Origin of the sequence: Ekhidna sp. (assembly GCF_040223195.1) — a bacterium.
In the GTDB taxonomy this organism is placed as follows: Bacteria; Bacteroidota; Bacteroidia; order Cytophagales; family Cyclobacteriaceae; genus Ekhidna.
This window is the reverse complement of the sequence record NZ_JAVKDX010000021.1, coordinates 123,616-140,301: the sequence shown is the minus strand read 5'-3', so window position 1 is coordinate 140,301 and position 16,686 is coordinate 123,616. Positions and strand designations below refer to the sequence as shown.

Annotated in this window: 21 protein-coding genes; 11 read left to right on the top strand and 10 right to left on the bottom strand. The window is 42.8% G+C overall.

Features of this window, described 5'->3' with window-relative positions:
* Positions 1–2: 2 nt before the first annotated feature.
* The 6 genes from RLN88_RS13185 to RLN88_RS13160 all read right to left on the bottom strand — a co-directional run bounded on the left by RLN88_RS13185 (position 3) and on the right by RLN88_RS13160 (position 4,846).
* Positions 3–1,709: a DUF4230 domain-containing protein gene (locus tag RLN88_RS13185; RefSeq protein ID WP_350221875.1), complete on the bottom strand. Its 1,707-nt coding sequence runs from the start codon at positions 1,707–1,709 to the stop codon at positions 3–5.
* Complete coding sequence (locus RLN88_RS13180) at positions 1,706–2,296, bottom strand: DUF4230 domain-containing protein (protein WP_350221874.1); 591 nt, start codon at positions 2,294–2,296, stop codon at positions 1,706–1,708. Before RLN88_RS13180 ends, RLN88_RS13185 begins: the two co-directional genes overlap by 4 nt.
* Positions 2,297–2,299: 3 nt before the next feature.
* A complete protein-coding gene (locus RLN88_RS13175) occupies positions 2,300–3,280 on the bottom strand; it encodes a hypothetical protein (protein ID WP_350221873.1) in 981 nt (326 codons plus the stop codon).
* Positions 3,273–3,461, bottom strand: coding sequence for a hypothetical protein (locus tag RLN88_RS13170; RefSeq protein ID WP_350221872.1), 189 nt, complete (start codon positions 3,459–3,461; stop codon positions 3,273–3,275). The genes RLN88_RS13175 and RLN88_RS13170 overlap by 8 nt, the downstream gene beginning before the upstream one ends.
* Positions 3,462–3,537: 76 nt before the next feature.
* A complete protein-coding gene (locus tag RLN88_RS13165; protein WP_350221871.1) occupies positions 3,538–4,560 on the bottom strand; it encodes a D-alanine--D-alanine ligase family protein in 1,023 nt (340 codons plus the stop codon).
* A gap of 31 nt (positions 4,561–4,591) precedes the next feature.
* Entirely contained in the window at positions 4,592–4,846 is a 255-nt protein-coding gene (locus tag RLN88_RS13160) for a hypothetical protein (protein WP_350221870.1), read from the bottom strand.
* Between the two features lies 1 nt (position 4,847).
* On the opposite strand from RLN88_RS13160, the gene RLN88_RS13155 reads away from it, so the two are divergent.
* The gene (locus RLN88_RS13155) at positions 4,848–5,282 is read left to right on the top strand and encodes a hypothetical protein (protein ID WP_350221869.1); all 435 of its coding nucleotides are present in this window, start codon (positions 4,848–4,850) and stop codon (positions 5,280–5,282) included.
* Position 5,283: 1 nt separating this feature from the next.
* Positions 5,284–6,018 (top strand): VIT1/CCC1 transporter family protein, encoded by a 735-nt coding sequence (locus tag RLN88_RS13150; protein WP_350221868.1) that lies wholly within the window; start codon positions 5,284–5,286, stop codon positions 6,016–6,018.
* Here RLN88_RS13150 and RLN88_RS13145 read toward each other — a convergent pair whose 3' ends face one another.
* Both RLN88_RS13145 and RLN88_RS13140 read right to left on the bottom strand, forming a co-directional pair.
* Positions 6,019–6,588, bottom strand: coding sequence for a toxin-antitoxin system YwqK family antitoxin (locus tag RLN88_RS13145; RefSeq protein ID WP_350221867.1), 570 nt, complete (start codon positions 6,586–6,588; stop codon positions 6,019–6,021).
* On the bottom strand, positions 6,585–6,986 hold the full coding sequence (locus tag RLN88_RS13140) for a DoxX family membrane protein (RefSeq protein ID WP_350221866.1): 402 nt from the start codon (positions 6,984–6,986) through the stop codon (positions 6,585–6,587). Before RLN88_RS13140 ends, RLN88_RS13145 begins: the two co-directional genes overlap by 4 nt.
* 61 nt (positions 6,987–7,047) lie before the next feature.
* On the opposite strand from RLN88_RS13140, the gene RLN88_RS13135 reads away from it, so the two are divergent.
* The 4 genes from RLN88_RS13135 to RLN88_RS13120 all read left to right on the top strand — a co-directional run bounded on the left by RLN88_RS13135 (position 7,048) and on the right by RLN88_RS13120 (position 9,544).
* Complete coding sequence (locus tag RLN88_RS13135) at positions 7,048–7,452, top strand: response regulator transcription factor (protein WP_350221865.1); 405 nt, start codon at positions 7,048–7,050, stop codon at positions 7,450–7,452.
* Positions 7,453–7,518: 66 nt separating this feature from the next.
* The gene (locus RLN88_RS13130) at positions 7,519–8,025 is read left to right on the top strand and encodes a DUF4199 domain-containing protein (RefSeq protein WP_350221864.1); all 507 of its coding nucleotides are present in this window, start codon (positions 7,519–7,521) and stop codon (positions 8,023–8,025) included.
* A 20-nt stretch (positions 8,026–8,045) separates the two neighbouring features.
* Positions 8,046–8,573 (top strand): chalcone isomerase family protein, encoded by a 528-nt coding sequence (locus RLN88_RS13125; protein WP_350221863.1) that lies wholly within the window; start codon positions 8,046–8,048, stop codon positions 8,571–8,573.
* Positions 8,574–8,698: 125 nt separating this feature from the next.
* Positions 8,699–9,544 (top strand): hypothetical protein, encoded by an 846-nt coding sequence (locus RLN88_RS13120; RefSeq protein WP_350221862.1) that lies wholly within the window; start codon positions 8,699–8,701, stop codon positions 9,542–9,544.
* Positions 9,545–9,657: 113 nt separating this feature from the next.
* Here RLN88_RS13120 and RLN88_RS13115 read toward each other — a convergent pair whose 3' ends face one another.
* Positions 9,658–10,017, bottom strand: coding sequence for a hypothetical protein (locus tag RLN88_RS13115; protein WP_350221861.1), 360 nt, complete (start codon positions 10,015–10,017; stop codon positions 9,658–9,660).
* A gap of 73 nt (positions 10,018–10,090) precedes the next feature.
* On the opposite strand from RLN88_RS13115, the gene hisS reads away from it, so the two are divergent.
* The 4 genes from hisS to RLN88_RS13095 are packed head-to-tail and all read left to right on the top strand — an operon-like array spanning position 10,091 to position 14,427.
* Positions 10,091–11,446 (top strand): histidine--tRNA ligase, encoded by a 1,356-nt coding sequence (gene hisS, locus RLN88_RS13110; RefSeq protein WP_350221860.1) that lies wholly within the window; start codon positions 10,091–10,093, stop codon positions 11,444–11,446.
* 29 nt (positions 11,447–11,475) lie between these two features.
* The gene (locus RLN88_RS13105) at positions 11,476–13,101 is read left to right on the top strand and encodes a T9SS type B sorting domain-containing protein (RefSeq protein WP_350221859.1); all 1,626 of its coding nucleotides are present in this window, start codon (positions 11,476–11,478) and stop codon (positions 13,099–13,101) included.
* Positions 13,102–13,107: 6 nt separating this feature from the next.
* Positions 13,108–13,440 carry a YbaB/EbfC family nucleoid-associated protein gene (locus tag RLN88_RS13100; RefSeq protein ID WP_350221858.1) on the top strand — a complete coding sequence of 111 codons (333 nt, stop codon included), beginning with the start codon at positions 13,108–13,110 and terminating at the stop codon, positions 13,438–13,440.
* The gene (locus RLN88_RS13095) at positions 13,441–14,427 is read left to right on the top strand and encodes a glycosyltransferase family 2 protein (RefSeq protein ID WP_350221857.1); all 987 of its coding nucleotides are present in this window, start codon (positions 13,441–13,443) and stop codon (positions 14,425–14,427) included.
* Here the strand turns inward: RLN88_RS13095 and RLN88_RS13090 are convergent.
* Positions 14,424–14,633 (bottom strand): PspC domain-containing protein, encoded by a 210-nt coding sequence (locus RLN88_RS13090; protein ID WP_502880106.1) that lies wholly within the window; start codon positions 14,631–14,633, stop codon positions 14,424–14,426. The genes RLN88_RS13095 and RLN88_RS13090 overlap by 4 nt on opposite strands.
* A 148-nt stretch (positions 14,634–14,781) precedes the next feature.
* Between RLN88_RS13090 and RLN88_RS13085 the strand changes: the two genes are divergently transcribed.
* A complete protein-coding gene (locus tag RLN88_RS13085) occupies positions 14,782–16,545 on the top strand; it encodes a hypothetical protein (RefSeq protein WP_350221856.1) in 1,764 nt (587 codons plus the stop codon).
* The last annotated feature ends 141 nt before the right edge of the window (positions 16,546–16,686 follow it).

Genomic DNA, 16,686 nt, shown 5'->3' with positions numbered 1-16,686 from the left:
TGCTATTTTTTTAGTCTGTCAATAAAATCAGTAACACGAGCTTGCATGCGTGTCAGCGGACGAAGCTTTTCTTCCTCCTCTTGTTTACGTGAGATCACTTTCGCTACGGTATCAATCTCAGCCAGCTGAAGTGAATCCCATGGAGATGGCATCTGTATAGCTAAAGTCTTCCACTTCTTCACGTCAACGGAATCTATAAGTGGGATCAGCTGGTATTTGAACATGCTCAGGTTCAGCGTGCTATCGTATTTCGTCAGTGCGGCACTGTCCAGCGCAACCATGGAAGTATTCCACTCCTGCCGAAAATCCCCCGAGACAAACCAATTTGAATGTCGCTTAGTAATGGAGGTAGCAAGGTCAAACTCATTGGTTCGAAGGGTGTCTCGAGTGATGGTTAGATGGAGCACATCAGTAGAATCAATATGGAAGGTATCTTTAAGGATTTGCGCCATTCTCATTGAATAATAGCTAAATGGGTATTCTTTCTCCAGAAATGAGAGTTTCTTGAGTCCAGCTACAAATCGCCTAAAATGCTGAGAAAATTTTTCTGCTTTATCGAAACTCACAGTATCAATCGTTCCCAGATATTGTTGATAGAGACTGTCAATGAAAACCGCTTCATGGAGGTCTACGAGCGTATCAGCTTTGATGGATGCGAGGTGTAGATCATAAGGGTGCGTATGAAATGAAACCTGCAGGTCCGGCTCATCCAGGAGTAAAGAGAAGAAATTTCTTAAGGCTTCCTTTCCATTCGCTTCTGCCCGTTCCAAAATTTCTGCACCGCGTGCTTGTGCCAGCAGTTTTTGTTTACACTGGCGCTTTACCTCTTTTGCTTCCTCAAAATTGACGTCCCCTGAGAAAGACACCAGCTCAAAGCCCTTGACTTTTCGTTCAGGAATAAACCATGGATTGATATCTACATCAAGAATAGCAGGCTTGATGCCATAGAAGTGTATCATCTTTCGGTCTTCCTCATAGAGGAAATTACTCTCGTCTAGCTGACCAAAATCAAAACCGGCCTTTACTGATCCTCTCCCTATGAAAACGATATTTTTCTTTTTCTCTTGTTCCAATTCCCTACCCACCAGATATTGATAGAAAGGGAAGAAATCATACACAAAAGCCGGCACATCCAATAAGTAGGCATTCATGGCAGACTTCAACTCATCGCCCCTCAGCCCACTAGATTTCTCGATACGCTTGTATTCCTTTTTAAAATCCTTGAGCATTCGCTTGTAGATCGTCTGCTCTACATTCCCAACCAGCCTCTCATCTTTGTATATCCTGTCCATGCCTCGCTTCAGGTAGTGATTGCCCAAGCAGGCCACAAACTCATCGAAGGCATTTTTTGATGGGAGGTCTCTTACAAACTCTGTACTTCTAACCGCTGATTTCAGTTGATCTTTGTCCCCGGCATCCCATATGGTAAACGCCACCTCCTGCCATGCTGCTTCCGCAAAATCAGTGAGTGTGTCGGACGGAAATTCGGTCAGCTTAAACTCCTTCCAAGAAGAGATGACCTCTCCATAATATTCGGCAGTCACCAACTGCCCAATGTCCCGAACGCCTGTCACCAGATTGGAGGTTTGTTTGGTGCGGGCATTGGTAAACATCCCGATGGGATCCCACAGCGTAAAGGCGATGAGTGCACCTACCACAAGTATGATGTCAAGAAAAAGCTTCCAGTTTTTAAGGAGAAAGTAAATCATGCGCCCACCTCCCCTTCTGTAATTTCCGGAATCAGTTCCCCCTTGTGGAAGTCGATGTAAATCTCCTGATAGCCCAGGCTTCTGAGTAGGGTTTCCAACATTAGGCGGGTCTTTTTTTCAGTCGCCTCAATGATGTTCATGTGCTTGAGTGAATTTCGGATGTCAATCTCCGCATCCTGAAAAAAACTTTCCTGATCTTCCAGTGAAATTTTATTGAGAAAAGCATCCGTAGAAATAAGGGTGTCTTTCCTGAAAAGCTCAGCCGGATAGGAGAAATTGATCACTTCCACCGGAGGTAATTTTAGTGAGATGCTCTTTCCTTCAATGTCCACATCCTCCTTTTTCAATTTCTCCAGGTCTACCCCTGCCTTCACTATCGCTTTGGAGTGGGCGATAAACTTAGCTTCATTGAGCTTTACCACCCAGAGCAGTCGCTTTCGCTTGACCCCATAAACAATCTTGTCGATCGTAAATTCCGTGGTAGCCAGCTTGGAGGCCTTCTTAATCTTGCCAACTACCAAACCGCGATCATCCTTACAGGCAGACAGCAAGACCAGTAATGAAACGATGTAAATGAGCCGCTTCATGGTCTATCCTTTCATGGGATCTACAGCAGCGAAATCTTCCTTAGTAGGTTTCTCCTCCTTGGGTGACTCCTCGGTTGTTACTTTCATCGGGTCATCCGCCCCAATCGAGGAAGGTTCATCCATTTCCCTTTTTACCTGATCCGCCATGGAAGTTTGTGAAGGCTGGCTAGCAGGAGAGCCACCATTTTTACCCACAGGAACGGGGGCACCATTGGGTCTGAGGTATTGCAATGACCGACTACCAAAATAGAAAGCAATCATCATGAGAAAAGCGGTTTTGAAAAACTCATATTGATCCCAAAAAAGTGAGGAGGAATCAATTTCATTAGTCATCCCAAAACTCGCTACCAGCAGCGCGATGGCTCCAAACAGCAGGGAAAAAGCGATCATCCCTCGTACGGTCCCATTCGGCATGCCGAAGGTCTCGTCCTTGTAGGGGTTGGATTCAGGCTCAGCTTCAATATCATCTTCATTGTAAAAGTTGCCCTGACGCTTATCCTCTTTGGCCTGATAGATTTTATTCCATTCTTCGTCAGTAAGTCCCATATTGATATTGTAGTAATAGACTGCCCAGATGAAATAGGACAGAAAGATGCACGCCCACAGGGTGACAATTCCCAAGGCAATGGCTTTGAATACTGCGCCATCCCCGGCACTAGTTTCGAATACCATCATTACCCCAAATGCACCAAGGCCTAGCAAAATGACTATAATGACCCGAATGCCCCAAAAGAAGAATTTGGACATGGAATCCGGTTTCTTCTTATCACTTTCAGTGGTGGATTTGTAAAGGGCCAATGCGCCAATAAACGACGCAAATGAGATCATCATAGCCACATGACTGCCCCATCCTCCTATCCACGGAGTACCAAAATATTCCTTAACGAAAAGAAGTATGAACAGAAATGCCAGCAAGCCGACCAGGCCTTTTATTAAGATTCGATTGAATACTATTTTGTCACGTGAGCGGAATAATTCAAGCATTGTCCAGTGATTTGAAGAAGTTGGAAATGGATTTAGCGATGGCTTTCACAATCCCGATAATCGGACCGATCAGGCCAACCAACCATAACCAAACATCCTCCAGTAAATCCGGACGGTAAATAACCAGTATAACAGAGATGGTAATTAACGCAACAAGAATTAGTATGAGCGCATGCCTCATGAGTTAGTGATTAGGGTTGGTTCGCTAAAGAGAATCAATTTTTTACCTAAATCAAATACCCTAAATGAGGTATTTATCAATTAGCTCTCTGAATAGCCAAATCGATCAATCGATCTATAAGTTTTGAATAGCTAAGTCCTGCCGCTTCCCAAAGCTTAGGATACATACTGATGCTGGTAAATCCTGGAATGGTATTGACTTCATTCACGAGGATTTCACCATCTTCCGTGAGAAACATATCTACTCGAGACATCCCCTCACAATTTAATGCCTGATAAGCCCTGATTGCGGTTCTCTGTAACTCTGGGAGGTACTTTTCATCTACTTGGGCAGGGATCACTATCTCCGCATGAGAGGTGGATGCGTACTTCTCCTCATAAGAGTAAAACTCCCCAGATTGCACCTCTCCCACACCCGAGGCTTTCGGGGTTTCATTTCCTAAAACTGCACACTCCAACTCTCGTCCACTGATGGATCGTTCGACTAAGGCCTTACGATCATACTTCAAGGCATCCTCGATTGCATGCGTCCACTCGTGCTCATTGGTCACATGGTGCACACCCACAGAAGAACCCATATTGGCAGGCTTCACAAAAACCACCGAACCAAGTTGCTTTTCAACTTCATGATATGATGGTATGAGGCTTCCTCTTTGCACCAAAATCCAGTTGGCAACTTTCAATCCTGCATCCCTGAGCAGGCGCTTGGTCACATCTTTATCCATAGAAACCGCAGAGCCCAAAACCCCAGGCCCCACAAATGGAATCCCCAGCAAGCGTAGCAAGCCTTGGATCGTGCCATCCTCCCCATTGGGGCCGTGAAGGATGGGGAATACCACATCAAAGGAGGATAAAGATTTCCCAGTAGAACTAAAACAGGGAGTTTCTCCAGGATGTATGGAAACCGGTAGTCCCTGATCCACGATCACTTCTTTCAGTTCATTCTCCTCAATAAGCCTCCATGAGCCGGATTTGGCTATGCCAATGACGGTGATTTGATACCTGGATCGATCTATTGCCTCAAGAATATTCTTGGTGGAGCGGATTGATATTTCATGCTCAGGCGACTGACCGCCGCAAAGGACAAGAAGGTTTATCATAAGAATAGTTTATAAAACGAACTTACACTTTTCAATCGTAAATCTCCCGAAGTTCAAAGTCCTCGCCCCTTCCATACTGGGTGAGTTCGCTCATCAGGTAATCTTCCATGGAGAAAAGATCTTTGAGACGATAATCATTCCTGCCCACCACCTCCAAAAGCATAAATTCACTTTTCTCTCCGTAGTTGATCAGCCGGTACTTTTTGCCCACCCGCATACTTGAAAATGCCAGTCCACTCATATCAAAGGCAATATTATTGAGGCAATTTTGATTTATTTTTACCATTATGAAAAAAATTCTTTTACTCCTCCTTTCTATTTCTCTCATCTGGTCAACCGGCTGTGGTGGTGATGACGATACAGGTTCTTTCGTGGGTGTGTGGATAGGTCTATCCGTGGAAGTGATCAATTGTGCTAATGAGAATAACAACTCGTTTGACTCGTTTGACTGTGACGAAGAATCCTGCTTTAGGCTCGAGCTGAAGGATGACGGCACCTACACGTATCAGGAAGGGTTGGCGATCAGGTCTGGCGACTGGAATGCCAGCGGCGGGCTCACGCTTTGCACGCTGGAAGATGGGGAGGAAGTATGTGAAAACTACAGTGCATCCGCAGCAGGAAGCACCCTGGTTTACTCATTTATCAATGAAACCACCGAATGCGAGACTCTCTATACATTTATCCGGGAAGAAGAATTTAATCAGATAGGTCAGGGGCAATAGGATGAGCCATTCAAAAAATGAGGCAAGGATTCATGGAGAGCATAGCCCGCTGAGTCGCATCCAGGATTATCTGGGTGAATTCGTTTACGGTGGTATTGATGGGAGTGTCACCACTTTTGCTGTGGTGGCTGGCTCTGCGGGGGCCAATCTTGAAAGTTCTATTATCATTATTCTGGGTTTTGCCAATTTGATTGCGGATGGATTTGCCATGTCTGTGGGTAGCTATCTCTCTACCAAAACAGAGAAGGAAAAGTATCAGAAGCATAAGTCGGTAGAGTATTGGGAGGTAGACAATCTGCCTGAAAAGGAGCGCGAAGAAATCCGTGAAATCTATGAGGCCAAAGGGTTTAAAGGAGAATTGCTTGAAAAAGTAGTGGACGTAATCACCGCAGATAAAGACCGGTGGGTAGATGTGATGATGAAAGAAGAGCTGGAGATGGCAGAAGAAACCAAATCCCCTTTCAAAATGGGTGCGATCACATTTCTGAGCTTTCTTATGCTGGGGTTTATTCCTCTTCTTATATATGTGATTGACTACCTCAATCCTGTATCATCAAATCTTTTTATGGTGTCCTCTATCCTTACCGGACTGTGTTTTGTTGGCATAGGTTTTCTAAAAAGTGTGGTCACGAACACCAGCAAAATCAAAAGCGTAATGGAAACGCTGCTCCTGGGAGGAGCAGCCGCAACTTTATCCTATTTTGTGGGGGATTTTCTGGAGCAGTTGATCAACTAGCTACTTATTAACCAATTTTCCCATGTCATATTCATACTCAATAGTGAGATTCCCCTCCTGATCATACCACCTGGCTAGCCCATCAATTTTTCCATTGACATAGGTAGATTCTTCCATCACGACACCATTAGAATACAATTTCTGTTGCAATCCATGCAACTCACCGTTTCTATAATTCTTTCTTCCAACAATAGCCCTTCTTTTGTAGATAAGGTATTCTCCATCCAATTTATTATTTACAAGGGATGCCTTAATCTCCACATATCCAATATTGTCAAACTGAAGTTGTACCCCTTGCTTTCTCCCATTCAAATAAGTAGCAATTGATTGAATCTTACCTTGCACATCATAGCTAGTCCAGGTACCATGATGCAGTCCATTGAGGAAATCACCTTCACCCACTGTGATCTCTCCTTCTTTTACTGTCGCTTTTTGTAAGCCTGGGATTGCTTCATAATCCTGTATAATAGCACCTTCTGGTATTTGACTTTCTTCTATTTCAGAAAGTGATGAATTTGAACCTCCGCAAGCGCTCAATACAAATGCTAAAATCCAAATTTGTCTTTTCATTTTGACTTAAAAATTTTAGGTAAAACTTCAGTTTGAATTCTCTCTTTATTGCTGAAAACAACATACAAACCACACAAAAATACAATCAAAGCGTAATAGAACAATTGGCCTTTGTCGCCCATTACTTCTATCCCCAGTGTGGTCAGGTGCATCCCAATCGCTCCAATCATCAGCCCAACTGCCAGCACCCCACCCATCCAGGCCGTTCGGGGTATCAAGATTAGAATGCATGCTACAAGTTCAAAGATCCCAACCAGCCAGCGACCCCAAGGTTCCATTCCCACGGTTTTAAAAATGTACATAGACTCGGCAGAACCTGTAAATTTGAAATAAAGGGTCTGACCCATTATTATAGCGGCTGCTAATCGTGCAACCAGATAGGCGATCTTCTTAAGCATAGTTGTGTGATTTAGTTTCAGGAAAATTATAAAGAATTTGAGAAAGCCACAGAAGTTAAATATGGTATACTGGATTTATGGAGGAGTAATGGGCCTCTTGATGGTTGTACTGCAAGTGGTTCACTACAAAACCATGATTCGCGACCTCAATATGGAGCTGTATGGCGGCATCATAGGATTACTATTTCTCGTCTTTGGCATCTGGCTTGGCACAAGTTCATTCAGGAAAAGGGAATCGGTAAAATATGATGCCGGAAAGCTTGGGCTAAGTAAGCGGGAAGTAGAAGTTCTTCAATTGCTATCAGAAGGATTCTCCAATCAGGAAGTGGCCGACCGGTTGTTTGTTTCTCTTAACACGGCCAAGACCCATATTTCAAACATCTATTCAAAATTGAATGTGAAGCGAAGAACACAAGCCATTCAAAAAGCTCGTGATTTAGCCTTAATCACTCCCTCCAAAGAATGAAAGTGCTAAATCACCCGAAAGAATGATCTAAAAATCAACCTCATACCCGTGCTTTGAAGAAAAAAAATGAAAAAGAAAATTGCTCTTAAATACGGATTAATCAGTGGCGGACTAATAGTTAGTTCATGGTTCATTGATCTTGGATTTAGTCAAACCCCGGATTTTGCCCTAACAGAAGTTATTGGGTACATCATCATGGTGGCAGCATTGACTGCCGTATTTATTGGGGTGAAGAAAATCAGGGATGAAAAAGGAAGTCTTTCATTCAGGGAAGGTTTTGTCAATGGCATTGGGATCACACTAGTGGCCTCTGTCATTTATGTGATCGGCTGGATGATTTATGTCCCAAATTTTGCCCCGGATTTTGCAGATAAATATGCAGCATCCCAAATTGAAATGGTGGAAAAATCAGACATCAGTGATGATGAAAAGCAGAAACAGATCACCGACATCACCGAGTGGACTGATACGTATAAACAGCCCCATGTGATGGCGGCCATAACTTTCACAGAGATTTTTCCGGTAGGTCTCATTGTTTCGCTTATTTCAGCACTTATCTTGAAGAGGAAGTAGTTTCTGGCTAATTTTCCTTCATGATAAAGAAAACAGCCCTTTGGATCCTAGTAGGTTTTTTATCCGCATGCACAAGCTCCGACAAAGAAAGCTCCGGCTCTGACGAAAGTTCAACTTTTACATTTGAAAAGAAAGTGACCGGAGTTTTCATCCCGGATGATATCCAATCAAATCTGGCTGGCAAACGAAGGGGGAAATTGAGCAAGCTTTATGCAGATGGGCCGTCCTGGTTTAGCTTTCAGGTTCCTTATCCGTTTGAAAAATTGCAAATCACCTTTGCTGGTCAGGAGTTTAGCTGGACTGTAAACGAAAGCAAAGAGCCAGGCCAGTCCCAAAGCGGACTTCAGCTTCAAAATCTTACTGTGAGCGATGGAAATATCCTGATTGACATCATTGTCCTTCAGGACAATATTCAGTTTTTCTTTAGCAAGGGTGCAGAAAGTTTTATCTTCAAAACAGACGCACAATTACCAAATAGCCGCATTGAAGTTTCCCTGGATGGCGAACCACATGATCTCCCCGGCATCCTTTACGATATTGGAGTTTAAAAGAATAAGCACACAATAATTGATGATTCGGGAAATTTTAATCCAAAAACTAATTAAACTTGAATGAAGAACTGATAATGAATCTTATGAAGTCACCTAGTAAAGTCCTAACTCTGATAACCTTAATGGCTTTTTTGACAGCCTGTACCGGAGGTTCCAAGTCCGGCGAGGGCGAAAAGTCTAAAGAAGAACTGGCTGAAGAAAAAACCATGCATGACCTGGAAAAACTCATGGAGGACTTTCCAGATCCGTCGCTTGTCCCTTTCACATTAAAATCCATCGGTGCTGAATTTGACAAAGCCCACATCAATGATCTGAGCATGATCGAAAGCTACAAGTCAAACTCAGATAAAATGGCCTTAAACATGGGCGTGTATGCATCAGATATCAGCTATTTGGCAGCCTATGGACACGAAGATGATTGCATCGAATATATGCGTGCTTCTCATGGTATAGCTGAATTTCTTGGCGATTCTGCAATTTATACCGAAGATGATCTGGAAGAATTCCGCTCACATATTACAAGTCAAAATAAAGACGAAATTGCGAATAGTCTGGCGAAACTGTTCCTCGAGACAAGCGTGAAAATGGAGAAAGACCATCACCTGACCATGGCCGGTCTTGCACTCACCGGAAGTTTTGTGGAAGGACTCTATCAGGCAGTAATCACCCTTGAAACCTACCCCGACACTAAGGAAAATCAGCAACTTCTTGAGCCGCTTGTGAAAATTGTATTAGGAGAAGAGCAGCCCCTCCTCGATATCATTGAGGTGCTAGAGGATCTTCCATTTGATGATACCATCGCAGATATGATCACGGAACTATCCATATTGGACAGGCTCTATAAAGGTGACCTTCAGGAAATTGAGGAGAAAATTAGCACCGATCCTGATTTTATTTTAACAAAAGATGCCATGAGAGACATTACTCTGGAAGTGAAAAGGATCAGGGAACGAATTATAACAGAATAAATAATATACTCAGCCAACCTAAGCTAAAGCATCTGATATCTTCAGGTGCTTTTTTTATGCATAAAAAAAAACCTCTCAAATTTTGAGAGGTTTTTCCGTCAGATAAGTGAAGATTATTTATCCTCCTTTTTCTTCGCCGCGGCTTTTTTTGGTGCCGCCTTTTTAGTTTCTTTCTTCTCGGCTTTAGGCTTGGCTTCCTTTTTCTCAGCCTTTGGAGCAGCCTTCTTGGTCTCCTTTTTAGGAGCTTCCTCTGTAGCTTCTGCTTTCGGAGCGGTCTCCTGTTTCGCTTCTGCTTTTTCAGCCTTGGGCTCTTCCTTTTTAGACTTAGCCTTCTTTGCGAATTCAGCCTTTATCTCCTCAATGTCTACATTTTTGATGGTAGGAACCGTGTTTAGTCGCTTCATAGCAGCTACTCGGTTCTTAGCGACATTTTTATTTTTTCTTCCTTTTCTTTCTAATCTTGTTACGGCCATTTTCTTGGTCTTCTTACGTGAAATGAGCCGCAAATTTAGGGGATTATGTAGTTTTGTCCAAAACCTATTCTTAATGTCTAAAAGTAAGCCATCACTTCCACGGGGCACGCGCGATTTTGGTCCTGAAATTTCCGCAAAACGTAGCTACATCACAGACAAAATCAAGCAAAACTTCATTAAATATGGCTTCAGCCAAATAGAAACTCCAGCAATGGAGAATCTATCCACCCTGACAGGAAAGTATGGAGAGGAAGGAGATCAGCTACTTTACAAGATTCTTAATTCCGGAGACTATCTATCCAAGACGACACCCAAGGATTACGAGGAAGGTTCAAAGCACCTGACCGCCAAAATATCAGACAAGGGTCTGCGCTATGACCTCACGGTTCCTTTCGCCCGGTTTGTTGTGATGAATCAGCATGATATTTCTTTTCCATTTAAGCGCTTCCAGATTCAACCCGTATGGAGGGCTGATCGACCTCAAAAGGGACGATACAGGGAGTTTTACCAATGCGATGCGGATATCGTTGGAACCAAAAGCATTTGGAATGAGGTGGAACTGACCCTTCTTTTCAATGATGTTTTCAATGACCTGGGTCTTGAGGATTACATGATAAAGGTCAATCACCGGGAAATACTTTTCCTCCTGGCAAAATATGTAGGACTTGCAGGAAAGGAGATTCCTTTTTGCACCGAGATAGATAAGCTAGACAAGATCGGGGAAGAGAAGGTTATTGAAAATATTTTGGCCCTCAATGGTGATGGAAAAAGAGTAAATGAGGTGATGGAACTTCTATCCATCTCTGATCAAAAAGCCATCATTGAAAGAATCAAATCTATAGATTCGGGAAATAGTGGAGTGAAGGATGTGATTTCATATTTTGAAACGCTAGATCAGTTTCAGGACAGGGGGATCAAAGTAGAACTGGATTTATCTTTAGCCAGAGGTCTCTCCTACTACACCGGGATGATCTACGAAGTAAAACCAACAAGTGTGCAGATGGGTAGCATCTGCGGTGGTGGCCGATATGACAACCTCACCGGAGTTTTTGGGCTTGAGGGAATCTCTGGTATAGGAATTTCATTTGGCCTTGATCGCATTTATGACGTGATGGAAGAACTGAATCTTTTCCCAAAAGAGATCACCCAAAAATTGGAAGTACTAATCGTCCACTTCAGCGAAGAAAATCTAAGACATGGCCAGCCTATCCTGATGAAGCTGCGGGATGCAGACATCAAAGCTGATCTATATCCCGATACTGAAAAAATTAAAAAGCAATTCAACTACGCCGATAAAATCCAAACCCCATTCACGCTCATCATTGGCGATGACGAAATGAAATCAGGCGAGTATATGCTCAAAAACATGCAAACCGGCGAGCAAAAACCGATGAACCTGGATAAAATAATCCAGCATTTTAAAGGTTAACTTTACGACACTTGTTCGTATATCAATTCATGCATCATCGGAACCATATTGCTTCCTTGTTTTTGCTTTTACCTACCCTGCTTTTATCACAAGTATTTAGCAGCAAAGGGCGTTTTTCGGTTGAATTTGACAGAGGGTGCAACCCCATGACTGTCAACATTACCGAGCACGATGCATTTGGCAGCATCACCCGGCAATACTACTACTTTGAGGGAGCTGGAATCACAAACAGCAAGACCTTTACATATCAGGATGCCGGCGTTTATCAGATCGTTCAGGTTGTGGGAGCAGATGGAATTGATGATAAAACAGACACCCTTTTTGTAGAGGCTTTCGAGCCGATCAAGCCGGGGATTGATATCCGGAAATGCAATGGGTTTGAGGTCTCTGTCACTTCCAGGGATTCCTACTACGATAGCATCCGGGTCTACTTCAGTGTCAATGATTCCGCTACCCTGGAAACCGGTGAAGTGGCTCAGTTTACCTATTCCAGCGCTGTTACAGAGGCCATTGGCATCAAAGGTTTTTTTGATCATGCGGATGAAGTATGTGAGTCTTACTTCGAAGAAATCATACCAACTGCCACACTGGAAGTTCCCAGTATCATTAATGCGGTCGTCAAAGAGACCTGCAAAGATGTATTTAGCTTATATCTCGAATTGGACGAAATTGACACGCTCATCAACTATCGAATCAATATCAGGGAAGCCTCCCCTCTGCAGATTTTCGATGGTTATATCATTGAAACATCCATTTCTATCTACGATATTCCTTTCACAAAGCAGGATTATTGCATCACTATTGAGGCCTATGATCCATGCAACGATACATCCCAACCTAGTGACGATTTCTGCGGAGAGTCATCCACACTGTCCCTCTCGCCTTTTGAAACGCTCTATTCCACTTATGATTCTACCGGCATATTCATTAACCTTGACCCTGTCAATGTGGGCACTTTCAACATCTATCGAAAACTGGAGGGTGAAGATTTCGAGTTTCGATCAGAGCAGACAGGTTCTTTCACAGATCCATTAGGCTCAACAGGTAGAAAATACTTTTACAAAATAGACTATCTCGATAGCTGCAACCAAATCCTCTACACAGCAGAGACAAATCCACCCCTTATTGATGCGGAAAAGGAAAGCGTCAACACCTATTTTGTTGAGTTTACACCACCGGTAAATTCCCTTGGCGCATCCATAGAAAATGAATATCAAACAGGTAACTACTTCTCCCAATCATCGGATTTCATCCCCTCCTCTGGTTTTTCCGTTCAGCTAAATGCTAAAGACGGAAGTCCGAGGCAATTCATCACTGCCACCTCTACCTATCCGGATGGGCTCATATTGGCATCCAATGCAGTAACCGTAAGGTATGAGCTGGTGATCTACGTGCCCACAGCCTTTACCCCAAATGGAGATGGGGTGAATGATACTTTGGAGCTATTTGGCTTGCCTACCGAAACTGCCACTACCAATATTTACACTCGTTGGGGTCAGCTCATCTACACATCAGATACCCCCTCTCCCGGCTGGGATGGCACATTAAACGGATCGCTTGCAGCCGAGGGAACTTATCTCTATGAAATCATCTTTGAAACAGCAGGAGGAGAAAAACGAACGCAAAAAGGTACTTTTGCATTGATAAAAAAATAGAAGGACATGTTTGATATGATGAAAATGATGGGCAAAGTGAAGGAGATGCAATCCAAGATGAAAGAGGCCCAGGATCAATTAAAGGATATCAAGGCGGAAGGGGAAGCCGGAGGTGGGATGGTGAAAGCCACTGCCAATGGAAACAAGGAGCTCATAGGCCTTCAAATTGATGATTCGCTGATCAACGAGACCGATAAAGATATGATGCGAGACCTGATTATTGCGGCAGTAAACAAAGCGGTAGGTGAGGCAGATGTCAAAGCGAAAGAGCATATCAAAAAATCGACGGAAGGACTCATTCCAAATATTCCCGGCATGGATCTCTCAGGCATGATGTAAATGGCAAAGACGGCTGTTGTCATACTGAATTATAATGGAAAAACTTACCTGGAAAAGTTTCTTCCCAGTGTAATCGCAAATTCTGAAAATGCAGAAATCATCGTAGCAGACAATGCATCCACTGATGATTCTGTGCAATTCATGAAAAAAGCTTTTCCAGATATTCGTCTCCTTCGGCTTAGCAAAAACCATGGTTTTGCAGGAGGATATAATGAAACCCTGAAACAAGTCAATACCGAATACTTTCTCCTGTTGAACTCAGATGTGGAAGTCACTAAAGGCTGGCTAGCTCCCCTCACCTCATTTTTGGATGAAAATCCAGACTATGCGGCCTGTCAGCCGAAGGTCAAAGACTATAATCACCGTGCAAAATTTGAGTATGCGGGTGCGTGCGGAGGGTTTATCGACTTCCTTGGCTATCCCTATTGTAGAGGTCGAATTTTTGATGAGGTAGAGATCGATTCGGGCCAATATAATGAGCCATTAGACATCTTCTGGTCTTCCGGTGCATGCATGCTTGTCCGGTCAGAAGTGTTTTTCAAGGCGAGGGGATTCGATCAGGATTTCTTCGCCCACATGGAGGAAATTGACTTGTGCTGGCGAATTCACAGTCTGGGACTTAAGATAAAATCTCTACCAAATTCAACCGTCTATCATGTGGGAGGAGGTACTCTGGATAAATCAAGTCCTTTCAAAACATACCTGAACTTCAGAAATGGAATATGCCTACTCATCAAAAATTTACCCTTGGAAAAACTCCTTTTGAAGCTGCCTATTCGAATATTTTTGGACTGGATTGCCGCATTCAAATTTCTAATGGAGGGAAATGCACAACATAGCTGGAGCGTGCTCAAAGCACATTTCTCAGCGACCTTGCGCTTTCCCCAAATGCTGAAAAAAAGAAGATTAATATCCCCGGCCCCAAAGTCAAAACTGATGGTTTACGAATATTATCTTAAAGGAAATCGGAAATTCAGTGATCTCTAATAATACCAGAGTGTATTATTTCTTCTTCGCAGATGCTTTCTGAAGTTCATAACAAAGGCAAGCCCCAAATAAATGATCAATGGCGAGCCAAAGGTCAGGAATGAGGTGTAGATGAAGAATAAGCGAATGCTGGAAGTAGGAATGCGAAACTTCTCTCCCAACCTCGTGCAAACACCAAAAGCATATTTTTCGATATATTCCTGCATCTCTGAAATCTTGGCACAAAGATAAACAATACATCCATTAGATAGTTTGTTTATTAGTGCTCGAAAATGATATTTTCGATTAATTTTGCTTGCACTATAACTAAGAATTATACTATTTATTGTTTGTACAATTAAAAAACTGAATCAAATGAAAAAATTTAACCTAGCCATGGCGTTTGCCGCCGGAGCAATTTTGCTTTCCGGTTGTAAGCTTGATAAAATGATAAAATTGGCTCAGGAGAATGACCTTCAAGTAAATCCAAATCCACTTGAAGTACACGGCGGAAACGTACCTTTCGAAATGAGTGCAGTGCTTCCTCCTAAAATTCTTCCGGAGAACACTAGCTTCACCCTAAACACAATTTATGTGTACGGAGATCAGGAAGTAAGCGTTGGGTCAGTCGAATTCCAAGCCTCTGATTTCCCTAACAGCTCTTCTACAACATCCAGAAAGGCTGAAAATTTTACTTTCCCATACCAAGAAGGTATGAATCCAGGTACACTTTATGTGCAAGGTGTGGCTACTGACACTAGAAACGGAAAAACTAAAGAGACTGACAGATTAGCTGTAGCTCAAGGTTTGGTTTTGACCTCTATGTGGATCAAAGATGTGGCAATGGCTTCATACGCCGATCACGGCTACAATGATAAAGAAGAGCTTGTGCCTACCAATGTGAACTTCTACTTTGATCAAGGACGATCAAACTTAAGAACTTCATTGTCTTACGATGGTGTTTCTAACGCTAAGAAAAGAGATGAACTAAGTGCTTTTATCGCTGAGAAAAACGTAACCAGAACTGTTACTATCACAGGTACTCACTCACCAGAAGGTACCGAGACTGTTAACAGCGATCTGTCAGAGGATAGAGCTGGTACTATCGAAAAGTATTACAGGGACAGAATGGATCGATATGATTACAAAGGAGCTGCTGATTCTATTGACTTCATCTTGAAGCCAGTAGTTCAGGATTGGAGTGCTTTCAAAGCTGCTCTTGCAGGATACGAAGGAATATCTGCTGATGAAAAATCTCAGTACACTAACATTATCAATGGTTCAGGATCTTTCGTAGAGAAGGAAAAAGAAATGCAAAAGCTTTCTACTTATAAGAAAGTGTTCAACAACATCTACCCAGGTTTGAGATCAGCTAAAACTGAAGTATTGACAGTGAAGCCAAAGAAATCAAATGCTGAGATTGCAGTACTTGCAAAAGCAATTGTAAATGGTGATGCTGATGCAGACACATTGACTATCGAAGAGCTGATGTTTAGCGCTACTCTTACTCCTTCCCTTGAGGAGAAAGCTGCGATCTACAAGGCTGCTGCTGATAAGTCTGGCATGTGGCAGGCACACAATAACCTTGCTGCTGCTCACATCCAAATGGCAAAAAGAGGAGATGCTTCTAAGCTAGACGGAGCTTCCACTCAACTTGAAATTGCTAAGAATAAAATGGCTGATGCTGCTGAAGTGCAGGCTAACATGGCTGCCGTTCAGATTCTTCAGGGAGAGTACGATGCAGCTTATGAAACCTTAAATGGTGTAAGTTCATCTTCTAACGATATCAATGGCAGAGTAAATGCAATGAAAGGTGCTGTTGAGACAAAAATGGGAGAATATGAAAAAGCAAAAGCTTCTTTCGCTTCCGCTACAAACAGCGAAAATGTAATGATTGACAGAGGTCTAGCTTACCTTCTAAGCGGTGATTACAAAATGGCTGATGCAGAATTCAATCAAGTGGAGCGAGCTGATGCTTACTACCTGCTAGCTGTTTCTTCTGCAAGACAAGGCAATGCTGCCGGTGTTGGATCTAACCTTAAGAAAGCGGTAGATGCTGAGCCTTCATACAAAGACATGGCATTGAACGATCTTGAGTTCACCAACTTTGCGGATGCTGTAAATGAAGCTGTGAAGTAATCACAACTCAAAAGATTCTAAAACCCAGCCAATTAGGCTGGGTTTTTTTGTTTCCATTCATCAATAAATCAAGACTTAAAAAGTAATTGAAGTCTGCATAATCAGGCTTTCATCATTAATTTAGCAATCCGAAAAAATCGA